Annotated in this window: 9 protein-coding genes; 5 read left to right on the top strand and 4 right to left on the bottom strand. The window is 32.7% G+C overall.

The features are described from left to right. Positions 1 to 13: 13 nt before the first annotated feature. Positions 14 to 595, bottom strand: a complete 582-nt coding sequence (gene ruvA / locus V1T75_RS12950) for a Holliday junction branch migration protein RuvA (RefSeq protein ID WP_330488946.1) — start codon at positions 593 to 595, stop codon at positions 14 to 16. Between the two features lie 64 nt (positions 596 to 659). Further along, positions 660 to 2,954, bottom strand: a complete 2,295-nt coding sequence (locus V1T75_RS12945; RefSeq protein ID WP_330488945.1) for an NADP-dependent malic enzyme — start codon at positions 2,952 to 2,954, stop codon at positions 660 to 662. Positions 2,955 to 3,089: 135 nt separating this feature from the next. Here V1T75_RS12945 and V1T75_RS12940 point away from each other — a divergent pair, with 135 nt between their 5' ends. Together V1T75_RS12940 and V1T75_RS12935 are read left to right on the top strand one after the other, a co-directional pair. Continuing rightward, positions 3,090 to 3,707 carry a PAS domain-containing protein gene (locus V1T75_RS12940; protein WP_330488944.1) on the top strand — a complete coding sequence of 206 codons (618 nt, stop codon included), beginning with the start codon at positions 3,090 to 3,092 and terminating at the stop codon, positions 3,705 to 3,707. A 308-nt stretch (positions 3,708 to 4,015) separates the two neighbouring features. Beyond that, entirely contained in the window at positions 4,016 to 4,654 is a 639-nt protein-coding gene (locus tag V1T75_RS12935; protein WP_330488943.1) for a PAS domain-containing protein, read from the top strand. A gap of 43 nt (positions 4,655 to 4,697) precedes the next feature. On the opposite strand, the gene queG is transcribed toward V1T75_RS12935, so the two are convergent. Then, positions 4,698 to 5,621 carry a tRNA epoxyqueuosine(34) reductase QueG gene (queG, locus tag V1T75_RS12930; RefSeq protein ID WP_330488942.1) on the bottom strand — a complete coding sequence of 308 codons (924 nt, stop codon included), beginning with the start codon at positions 5,619 to 5,621 and terminating at the stop codon, positions 4,698 to 4,700. Positions 5,622 to 5,740: 119 nt separating this feature from the next. Here queG and V1T75_RS12925 point away from each other — a divergent pair, with 119 nt between their 5' ends. The 3 genes from V1T75_RS12925 (at position 5,741) to moaD (ending at position 11,188) form a co-directional block, all read left to right on the top strand. Beyond that, a complete protein-coding gene (locus V1T75_RS12925; protein ID WP_330488941.1) occupies positions 5,741 to 8,341 on the top strand; it encodes an AsmA-like C-terminal region-containing protein in 2,601 nt (866 codons plus the stop codon). A 129-nt stretch (positions 8,342 to 8,470) separates the two neighbouring features. Next, positions 8,471 to 10,936, top strand: coding sequence for a DUF5686 family protein (locus V1T75_RS12920; protein ID WP_330488940.1), 2,466 nt, complete (start codon positions 8,471 to 8,473; stop codon positions 10,934 to 10,936). 9 nt (positions 10,937 to 10,945) lie between these two features. Beyond that, a complete protein-coding gene (gene moaD, locus V1T75_RS12915) occupies positions 10,946 to 11,188 on the top strand; it encodes a molybdopterin converting factor subunit 1 (RefSeq protein ID WP_330488939.1) in 243 nt (80 codons plus the stop codon). A 137-nt stretch (positions 11,189 to 11,325) separates the two neighbouring features. Here moaD and V1T75_RS12910 read toward each other — a convergent pair whose 3' ends face one another. Then, positions 11,326 to 11,607 (bottom strand): DUF3817 domain-containing protein, encoded by a 282-nt coding sequence (locus tag V1T75_RS12910; RefSeq protein WP_330488938.1) that lies wholly within the window; start codon positions 11,605 to 11,607, stop codon positions 11,326 to 11,328. Positions 11,608 to 11,617: the final 10 nt, after the last annotated feature.

Raw genomic sequence — 11,617 nt, 5'->3', positions numbered from 1 at the left:
TTTCCAACCTTTTTTATAAGTTTTTTAACGCCTGCTTTATAAGTTTTTCAACACTTGCATCAGGTGTTTCTTTTAATATATTCCCTATTACCTTGTCGGCTTGCTTTCGTGCAAACCCAAGAACCTCTAAAGCAGATAACGCTTCTTCTTTATTTGTATTGTTCTGTACCACAGAAACTTCATCTACATCAAAAGTTTTCAATACCTTATCTTTTAAGTCAACAATAACCCGTTGTGCAGTCTTCGCTCCAATGCCTTTTACTGTTTGTATTAGTTTTACATTTTCCGAAGCTATGGCATGCGAAACTTCTTGAGAAGTCATTGAAGACAGCATTGTTCGTGCAGTACTTGGTCCTACACCTGAAACTGAAGTTAGTAACCTAAAAACTTCTCGCTCTGTTTTTGTTGAAAACCCATACAACGTATGAGCATCTTCTCTAATAGATAAGTGTGTATATAACAACACATATTCATCGTTTGGTAATGATGAATATGTGTTTAAAGAAATATGCATTAAGTATCCTACACCACTGCAATCTACAACAGCGTATGTAGGATTTTTTTCCACAAGTTTTCCCCTTATTTGTGTTATCATCCAGCTATTTTTTCTATTCGTCTAAAATAGACAAAAATATCTTTTAAAAAAATTTCTCTCTAAGCTATTGAGAAACCTTGTTTTTGGCTTTCATTTCTTTGTTTTGAGCGTCCACCACTGCTACTGCAGCCATATTTACCATTTCGTCAACACTTGCCCCCAATTGCAAGATGTGTACTGGCTTACTCATTCCTAGTAAAATTGGCCCTATTGTTTCTACTTCATCAACAGCTTTCATTAATTTATAAGTAATGTTAGCCGACTCTAAATTTGGAAAAATTAATACGTTTGCTCTTTTTCCATTTAATTTAGAGAAGGGAAACTCTTTTGCTAACAACTCTGGATTCAAGGCAAAATCTGCTTGCAACTCACCATCTACTACAACATTTGGATAATGACGGTGAATGTAAGAAACAGCTTCTCTAATCTTAGTTGAACTTTCAGATTTTGATGATCCAAAATTTGAAAACCCTAGCATTGCTACATTTGGTTTCATTCCAAACATCTTAGCTAATACAGATGTTAACTGTGTAATTTTAGCTAAATCTTTTGCTGTTGGATTGATATTGATTGTGGTATCAGCTAAAAACATCGGCCCTTGCTTCGTTAGCATCATATTTGTTGCTGCAACCCTTGTTACTCCTTGATCTTTTTCAATCAATTCCAACATTGGTTTCACTACAGAAGGGTAAGGTCTTGAATATCCTGTAATTAACGCATCTGCCTCACCTGAATTAACCATCATTGCTGCAAAATAGTTACGTTCACGCATCCATTTTTGAGCTTCCAAAAAGGTAACCCCTTTACGCTGTCTTGATTTCCAAAATATTTCAGCATATCGGTTTCTTCTTTCTTCTTCCTCGTCTGTTTTAGGATCAATAATCGGCACATCAGCATCGAATCCTAACTCCGTTTTCAGTTCTAAAATAATTTCTCTTCTTCCTAATAAAATTGGTTTTCCAATTTTTTCTTCATACACTCTCTGTGCCGCTTTTAACACATCTAGATGATCTGCTTCTGCAAACACCAACCTCTTAGGATTCTTTTTAGCTCTGTTGTGTAGTAAGCGTACTTCTTTACTTCCTGTTCCTGAACGATCCATTAACTCCTCTCGATACTTATCCCAATCATCAATAGGTTCCTGAGCAACCCCAGAATCCATCGCAGCTTTTGCAATTGCTGGTGGAATTTCATAGATTAATCTTGGGTCAAATGGTTTCGGAATAATATATTCTTTTCCAAAAGAAAGACTTACTTCGTCATATACGATATTTACCTGTTCTGGCACCGACTGTTTTGCTAAATCTGCCAATGCAAGTACAGCAGCCATTTTCATTTCTTCATTTATTTTTTTGGCGCGTACGTCTAATGCTCCACGAAAAATAAAAGGAAAACCTAGTACATTATTTACCTGATTAGGATGGTCTGATCTTCCAGTTGCCATAATAATATCGTCTCTAGTAGCAATCGCTAAATCGTACTCAATTTCTGGCTCTGGATTTGCCATTGCAAAAACAATAGGGTTTTTAGCCATTGACAATAACATTTCAGGAGACACCACGTTTCCTTTTGACAAACCAATAAACACATCAGCATTTAACATTGCCTCTTCTAATGTATTTACATCTTGATCTGTAGCAAATTCCGATTTTTGTGATGTTAGGTTGCCTCTATCTTTTCTAATAACACCCTTACTATCACACATAATTACATTTTCACGACTTGCCCCTAAGGCCAAGTATAAACGCGTACATGAAATTGCTGCGGCTCCTGCTCCGTTCACAACAATTTTTACATCCTTAATGTCCTTTTCATTAATTTCTAATGCATTTTTTAAGGCTGCGGCTGAAATAATTGCTGTACCATGCTGATCATCGTGCATTACAGGAATGTCTAACTCCTCTTTTAATCGTCTTTCTATTTCAAAAGCTTCAGGAGCTTTAATATCTTCTAAGTTAATTCCTCCAAAAGTAGGAGCAATAGCCTTAACAGTTTCAATAAATTTATCTACATCTGTAGTATCTACTTCAATATCAAAAACATCAATATCAGCAAAAATTTTAAAAAGCAGCCCCTTTCCTTCCATGACAGGTTTGGATGCTTCAGGACCAATATCTCCTAATCCTAAAACCGCTGTTCCATTTGAAATAACAGCTACTAAGTTACCTTTTGATGTATATTTATAAACGTTGTTTTTGTCTTTAGCTATTTCTAAACAAGGCTCTGCTACTCCTGGAGAATATGCTAACGATAAATCGTGTTGAGTTGCATATTTTTTAGTAGGTACTACTGCTATTTTCCCGGGCTTCGGCTTGGCATGATAAAGTAGTGCTTCATGCCTTTTTCTAGAATCTCTCATAGGTTCGTTCTTGTTTGTTTGAACTTACAAATATACATTTTGTTGTGAAGTAAAAAGAATTTGTAACCTGATAAAAGTCATATTTCGTCTTTAAAAATTTCCTGAATTTTGCCCTAACCTTAAACCAAATAAAAAATGGAAACTACACATAGACACATTATTGACGAAGAAGTACAGTGGGATAAAACAAAAACCATTGTAAGTAAAACTGATGTTTACGGAACTATTTTATATGCTAACGATGTTTTTTCTAACACCTGTGAATACAGCACTATTGAATTAGTTGGTGAACCTCATAATATTATTCGTCACCCAGACATGCCTAAAGTGGCTTTTAAAGTATTGTGGGACGCTCTTAAGAAAGGCGAAAACTTCCATGCTATCGTTAAAAACCTAACAAGAACCGGTAGGTATTACTGGGTTATAACCGATTTCACTATTGACAAAGATGATGAAGGTAAAATTGTAGGATATACAGCTCGAAGAAAGGCCGTTCCTAACGGAGTTGTAAAAAAGATTGAGCCTATATATAAAACACTGTTAGATATTGAAAAACTAAAAGGCGAAAAGGCTAGTGAAATGTATTTTGATGCCTACCTAAAAGAAGAGGTTGGTAAAACTTACAATGAATTTGTTGTTGATTTATTTAATGAAGAACTCTCTAAAGAGGAAGCTGAAAAAATTAAAAACGAAACCAACCCTTTAAAGAAAGGATTGAACTGGTTTTTCTTCGGGGAAACAAACCCGACGTAAAACTTATTATTCCCCTAAATAATCCTCTTAAAAAACATTTTTCCAAAAAGGATTGAGATAGTCATCTCAATCCTTTTTATTTTAAAACACCCCAACATTCCTTTTTCTTAAAATAACACAATTCTATCATTACAAAACAAAAACTAATACAATACAATTATCTAACAATCAATTTTTTAGATCAAATAAAAATTATCTTCTTTTACCTCAACTAAAAATTCATTCAAAACATACTCCTCCATCAAAAACCTTATATTTGCTGATTATTTTTAAGTAAACCACCCCGAATAACTATTAAAACAAAAAAAATGCACACAAACAATTCTCTTAGACCTTCCAAAGTTATAGATGAGGAAGTAAAATGGGACAAATCAAAAACAATTATTAGCAAAACAGACCCTGCAGGAACTATTTTATACATGAACGATACTTTTGAAGAAGCTTCTGAGTATAATAAAATAGAACTTATAGGTGAACCTCACAACGTAATTAGGCACCCCGACATGCCTAAGGTAGTCTTCAAAGTTTTATGGGACAACTTAAAACAGGGAAACAACTTCCATGCTATTGTTAAAAACTTAACAAGAACTGGTAGATACTATTGGGTTATTACTGATTTTGATGTAGAAAAAGATGATCATGGAAAAATTACTGGATATACTGGAAGGAGAAAATCGTTACCTGAAAGCGTTATAAAAAAAATTGAACCTTTGTACAAAACGCTATTAGAAATTGAAAAAGTTAAAGGCGAAAAAGCAAGTGAATTATATTTTAATTCATATTTACAAGAAGAAGTTAACTCTTCATACGAAGATTTTGTTGTAAACTTATTTGAAGGAGAAACGGCTAACACAAAAGAAGCAGACAAACAAGCTCCTGCCAAAGAAAGCGGAATGATTAAAAAAGGACTTAATTGGTTTTTCTTCGGGGAAACCAACCCAAAATAATCTTCAAAACATAAATAAAAACCGCTTTAAAAAGCGGTTTTTATTATTTTATAAAATCAATGTTTCTTAATAAACCTGAAAACTTAGTACGCTTTACTGCTGATTTTTTAAAAACCTTACTAAAGGTTTCTTGCGTTAACTCTTGCCAATCACGTTTTGTCATTTGCAATAAATTTTCTTGAGGCGTAAATAAACTTTCTTCGTGTGGTTGTGAAAAACGATTCCACGGGCATACATCCTGACATACATCGCAACCAAACATCCAATCTTGCATTTCTCCTTTAAATTCTGATGGAATTGCATCCTTTAACTCAATTGTTAAATACGAAATACATTTACTTCCATCAACTGTATTATTTGGTAAAATAGCTTGTGTCGGGCAAGCATCAATACAACGAGTACAACTTCCACAATGGTCTGTTTTAAAAGGTTCGTCATATTCAAGTTCTAAATCAATAATCAATTCAGCTAAAAAGAAAAACGAGCCTTGTTGCTTTTGAATTAATAACGAATGTTTCCCGTTCCAACCCAATCCTGATTTTTGCGCCCAAGCTCTTTCTAACACAGGAGCTGAATCAACGAAGCAACGACCAGAAACCTCCCCAATTTCATCATTAATCAACTGTAATAGTTCTCGTAACTTTCCTTTTATAATATGATGATAATCTTGCCCGTAAGCATATTTAGAGATCTTATAACTTCCTTCTTTCTGAACTTCCGAAGGGAAATAGTTATACGATAAAGAAATCACAGATTTTGCACCATCTACCAACAACCTTGGGTCTAAACGTTTATCAAAGTGATTTTCCATATAACGCATTTCACCATGATACCCATTTTGTAACCATTGCTCTAAACGGGGTGCTTCTTCTTCTAAAAAGTTAGCTTTGGCAATACCACAACCCAAAAAACCTAAACGTTTTGCTTGTGTTTTTATAAAGTTTGAGTATTGCTGTTTCTTATTCAAAATACGTGGTTTTGTCGCCGCAAAATTACCAAAAGAAAATTTATCATTTCATTGACTTTCTATTTACAAATAAATGTTGAAATTTGTTCGTTAGTATTACATAATAAACTTTATTCATTATGAAAAAGATATATAAAATATTATTAGGTATTGTAGTTTTTTTCTTCATCCTTTTGGTTAGTATTCCCCTACTATTTCAAGATAAAGTGATGAACTTGGTAAAAACTACTATTAACAACAACGTAAACGCCAAAGTTGATTTTAGCGATTCGAACTTAAGCCTGCTTAGAAATTTCCCAAACGCTTCAGTACAGTTATCTAACTTAACGGTTATTAACAACGCTCCTTTTGAAGGTGACACTTTAGTATATGCTAAAGAAGTAAACTTAGCCTTAAAACTTACAGAGCTTTTTAAAGCTTCTTCTGAGCAGCTAAATATCAAATCATTTACTATTGATGATGCTCTAGTAAATGTATTAGTTGATAAAAAAGGAAATGCTAACTACGATATTGCAAAACCTTCTGAGACAGAAGAGACAAAAGATGAAGAACCATCTACTTTCGGGCTATCTATTAATTCATACGCTATTAACAATGCTACGATAAAATACAATGATGAGCAAGGTAAATTAAACCTTGAACTAACCGAATTAAATCATAGTGGAAGTGGTGATTTCTCTCAATCTAATACAGAGCTAGACACACAAACCTCTACTTTAGTTTCTTTTGGAATGGACGGCAATTCGTATGCTAAGAACCAAAAAATAGAATTAGATGCTATTGTAGGAATGGATTTAACTAATATGAAGTTTTCTTTCTTAAAAAATAAAGCTAAATTAAATAACCTTCCATTGGTTTTTGATGGTTTTGTTCAAGTAAACGAAAAAAATCAAGAGGTTGATATCAACTTCAAAACTCCGTCTTCTGACTTTAAAAACTTTTTAGGTTTAATTCCTGAAACCTATACCAAAAGTATTGCTGGCGTAAGTACTACAGGTAATTTTAGTGTAAATGGAAAGGTAAACGGAATTATTGACGACAACCATATTCCGAAGTTAGATATTTCTATGAAGTCAAATAACGCTTCATTTAAATATCCTGATTTACCCAAAAGTGTTCAAAACATTAATATTGATGCACAAATAAAAAACACCACTGGTAAAACTGAAAATACCTTTGTTACTATTAACGGACTCTCTTTTAAAATTGATCAAGATACGTTTTCTGGAAAAGGAAATATTTATAACCTAACTAGCAATCCAAAGGTAAATGCTAGTTTAAAAGGTCTTTTAAACCTTGCCAATATTAACAAAGCGTATCCTATTGATTTAAAAAATGAATTAAGCGGGATTTTAAAGGCAGATTTACGTACAGAATTCGACATGAAGGCGCTTGAGAATAATACTTTAAGTCGTATTAAAAATAACGGAAAAATGGAAGTAAGCGACTTTGTTTTTTCTTCGGAAGATGTTGTAAACCCTCTTCATATTAAAAATACAGTTGTCAATTTTACACCTGGTACCGTTAGCTTAACAAAGTTTGATGCTACTACTGGAAAAAGTGATTTAAATGCTACTGGAACACTTAAAAACTTATTAGGTTTTTTACTTTCTGACAAAAAATTACGTGGAAATTTCAAACTGAATTCAAACAACTTTTATGTTAGTGATTTTATGCAAGAAAACCCTGAAGCTTCCGAAAACAAAGAAAATGACTCTACAAAAGATACACCAACTGAATCTTTGAAAATCCCTGCATTTTTAGATTGTGCCGTTTCTGCAAACGCTCAAACTGTATATTACGATAATTTGACTCTAAAAAATGTAAGAGGAACATTGCTTTTAAAAGATGAAAAAGCCATTTTACAAAACATGAATGCTGGTATTTTTAATGGTCAAATTGCTTTAAATGGAGAAGTTAACACACAGCAAAAGAAACCTACTTTCGATATGAAGTTAGGTATTAAATCTTTTGATATAGCTCAATCATTTACCAGCTTAGATTTACTACAATCAATAAGTCCTATAGCAGGTGCTATGAATGGTAAATTAAATTCTGACATTGACTTAGCTGGAAGTTTAAATGATGATTTTACACCTAACTTAGCTTCTGTTTCTGGTAAAGCACTAGCTGAGTTATTAACCACTAGTATCAATCCACAAAAAACGAAAGCTTTAAGTTTATTAAATGATAAATTATCGTTCATTGATTTATCAAAACTAGATTTATCTGATATTAAAACACACCTGTCTTTTAAAGAAGGTAAAGTGGTGGTAAAACCATTTGATTTAAAATATAAGGACATTGGTATTACCGTTGGTGGAAGCCACGGGTTTGATAAGACAATGAGCTATAATGTCACTCTTAATGTTCCTGCAAAATATTTAGGTAACGAAGCACAAGGATTACTTTCTAAATTGAGCGCAAAAGACCAACAAAACATAACGGTTCCTGTTACTGCTAACATTACAGGTAACATGACAAATCCTTCTGTAAAAACAGATTTATCTTCATCAGTTACTAAGTTAAGTCAGCAATTAGTTCAGCAACAAAAAGACAAGTTAGTAAACAACGCTATAGGTGGTTTATTCGGAAACAAAAAGAAAGATAGCACTAGCACAACCAACAAAAAGGAGGAAACCGTTAAAAAAGTAACGGATGTTTTAGGTGGTTTATTCGGAAAGAAGAAGAAAAAACAACAAAAAGACACGGTTAAATAGTCTTTTGTAACATTTTTTATTTTTCGTAGTCTTACATTATATTAAGAGAACTTTGTAAGTTATTTAACACTTCTTAAATACACTTTACAAAGTTCTTCTTTTATGTTTGTTACCAACAACTAACTGACTATGAAAATCATAACTACATTTTTGTTTTTAATATGCTCTTCAATAACCTTTTCTCAAATTACAGGAAAGGTTACCAATACTAAAAACCAACCTATTTCTTTTGTAAGTGTTTATTTAGAAAACACTATTACAGGCACCACAACCAATACAAATGGCGACTATGAATTAGCCTTTAACTCAACAGGACAGCACACGGTAATATTTCAAATGTTGGGCTATAAAACCGTTAAAAAAACGGTTGAAATCAACTCTTTTCCTTTTATCTTAAATGTTGTTTTGGCTGAAGAAGAGGTTACCTTAGATGAAGTGGTTGTTTCTTCTGAAGAAAACCCTGCTAACAAAATTATTAGGAATGCTATTGCTAATAAAGCTAAAAACACGGATAAGTTTGCTGAGTATACTGCCAATTTTTACTCTCGTGGTTTATTTAGGGTAAAAGATTTACCTAAAAAATTTTTAGGGCAAGACATTGGTGATATGGGAGGTGGGTTAGACTCAACTCGAAGTGGTGTGGTATATCTTTCTGAAACGGTCTCAAAAATCGCTTTTCAAAAAAGGCCTAAAAACTTTAAAGAACATATTATAGCTTCAAAAGTTAGTGGGCAAGACAACGGTATTAGTTTTAATCAAGCAGAAGAAGTAAACTTTAACTTTTATGAAAACTCTTTTGATTTGGCTGATGTTAACGTTATTTCACCCATTGCTAATGGTGCTTTTGGTTATTACAGCTATAAACTAACGGGTGTTTTTTACGATAAAAATGGAAAACTAATTAACAAAATTCAACTTTTACCAAAACGTAAAAATGATCGCGTTTTTAGTGGTTTTATTTATATTGTTGAAGATGATTGGGCTATTTACGGTGCTGATGTTATGATTACAGGTGCACAAATAAGCCTACCAATTGTAGATTCGTTACATATTAAACAGAACTATAATTTCTCCAGTAAAAATAACGCTTGGATACCGGTTACACAAACCATAGATTTTAAAGCAGGGTTATTTGGATTTCATTTTAACGGACGCTTTTCTGCTGCTTATTCTAACTATAATTTTAATCCTAATTTTACTAAAGACACTTTTGGTAACGAAGTGCTTTCGTTTGCAGAAAATGCTACTGAAAAGGATTCTGTATATTGGAATGAAATTCGCCCTGTAACTTTAACTTCTGAAGAAATATCAGATTACAAATTAAAAGACAGTATAAAAACCATTCGAAAATCGAAGAAATATTTAGATTCTATTGACACCAAAAACAATAAGTTTAAACCGTTGGATATTCTTTCTGGTTACACTTACCAAGATTCTTACAACAAATGGTCGATAAGCACTTCTTCGCCTATTGAAAGTCTTAACTTTAATACGGTGCAAGGATGGAATTCTTCTTTAGGTATTAACTACCGAAAATCATTGAACAAAAAAGGAAAACGTTTTAGTATTGGGGCTGATATTAATTATGGTTTTTCAGAGAAAAAAGTGCGTCCTACAGCCAACTTCAACTATCGTTGGAATAATACTACGCGACCTGTTTTAACAATTTCTGGAGGAATTGCTACATCACAATTTAACCCAAAACAGCCTATTTCCAAGTTTTGGAATACAATAAGTTCTATTGGTTTTGAAAGAAACTATTTAAAAATTTATGAAAAGACATTTGCCAAAGCATCTTTTTCTCAAGAAGTAACGAACGGAATACGCATGTTTTCTTCTTTGGAATTTGCAGATAGAAAACCATTATTTAATACAACTGATTATGTAATGTTTCCGCAAGATGATATAGATTATACTTCTAACAATCCGCAAAATCCTACCGATTTTTCAACAGGTTTTACACCTCATCAAATGTGGACTTTTTCTTTAGGAGCAAACATTAATTTTGGACAAAAATACTTATCATACCCTGATGGAAAATATAACATTCCTAGTCGTAAGTACCCATCACTATACATTGGTTATCAAAAAAACTTTGGCTCAGGAAATTCTGAATGGAATTCTGATGTGGTTTTTTCTCAATTATATCAACAAATCAATTTTGGTAATTGGGGTGAATTTGCTTACAAAGCAAAAGGAGGTATGTTCTTAGAGAAAAAAGACATTCCTTTTATAGATTATGCTCATTTTAACGGAAATCGCTTGTTAATAGCCCCAAAAGACAACTATTTAAACAACTTTTATATGCTTCCGTATTATCAGCTAAGTTCTAATGATACATACGCTGAGTTCCATGGAGAATATAATTTTAAAGGAGCATTATTAAGCAAGGTTCCTTTGTTAAACAAACTTAACTTTCATCTAGTTACTGGAGCAAAAGGATTATTTACTGCGGGCAACAAACCTTATACTGAATTTGCTATTGGTTTAGATAATGTTGGTATTGGAAAATGGCGCTTTTTACGTGTAGATTTTGCTCGCTCTTACTTTAATGGAAAATCTGAAAACAGAGTAGTTTTCGGGATAAAATTGTAGATTTGTTATATGAAAATAAGCATTCTATTTTTCGGTATGGCCACAGACTTGGTTGACAGTTCTTCATTAGAAATTGAACTACCAAACAAAAGTACTGTTGCTAGCTTTAAAGAATTTCTTTTAGCAGAATTCCCCGAGCTACAAAAAATAAGTTCGTATGCTGTAGCTATTAACGAAAGTTACGCTACAGACGACATACTCATAAAAGAAAATGATGTAATTGCAATTATTCCTCCAGTTAGCGGAGGATAGTTATTCAATGTCATAATGGTCAATAGAGTAATGAGTTAATATAACAATGTAGCAATGGTTTAATATACTAATGGGGTTTCGTTTCGACTTCGCTCAACGAACTACTATTTACTAACCTTTATTACATTAAATCAATATTATACCGTTTCTTTTATAAGATACCTGCCAACGAAAAATGTTCCGAAAGGTAAGATAGAAAGTAAACAAACAATTCCGAAAGTTTTACCATTCCAATTTAGCTCATACTTTAACATGATTGCTAACACTATGTATCCTACAAATAACAATCCGTGAGGCATACCCAGCATTTTTACATACTCTGGATTTCCTTGTAAATATTTAATTGGAACGGCTATAAAAAGCAATAAAATATAAGATATTCCTTCTAATAAACTTACTAACCTGAAAAAATTAATCATTTGATTTTTT

This window comes from Tenacibaculum sp. FZY0031 (assembly GCF_036350695.1).
Classification (GTDB): Bacteria; Bacteroidota; Bacteroidia; order Flavobacteriales; family Flavobacteriaceae; genus Polaribacter.
Note: the sequence above shows the minus strand (reverse complement) of the source record. Positions and strands in the feature narration are given on the sequence as shown.

Bases quoted from the DNA above. Each gene is read 5' to 3' on its own strand.
- ruvA (WP_330488946.1), bottom strand. From the start codon at position 595: ATGATAACACAAATAAGGGGAAAACTTGTGGAAAAAAATCCTACATAC.
- V1T75_RS12945 (WP_330488945.1), bottom strand. From the start codon at position 2,954: ATGAGAGATTCTAGAAAAAGGCATGAAGCACTACTTTATCATGCCAAG.
- V1T75_RS12940 (WP_330488944.1), top strand. From the start codon at position 3,090: ATGGAAACTACACATAGACACATTATTGACGAAGAAGTACAGTGGGAT.
- V1T75_RS12935 (WP_330488943.1), top strand. From the start codon at position 4,016: ATGCACACAAACAATTCTCTTAGACCTTCCAAAGTTATAGATGAGGAA.
- V1T75_RS12925 (WP_330488941.1), top strand. From the start codon at position 5,741: ATGAAAAAGATATATAAAATATTATTAGGTATTGTAGTTTTTTTCTTC.
- V1T75_RS12920 (WP_330488940.1), top strand. From the start codon at position 8,471: ATGAAAATCATAACTACATTTTTGTTTTTAATATGCTCTTCAATAACC.
- moaD (WP_330488939.1), top strand. From the start codon at position 10,946: ATGAAAATAAGCATTCTATTTTTCGGTATGGCCACAGACTTGGTTGAC.
- V1T75_RS12910 (WP_330488938.1), bottom strand. From the start codon at position 11,607: ATGATTAATTTTTTCAGGTTAGTAAGTTTATTAGAAGGAATATCTTAT.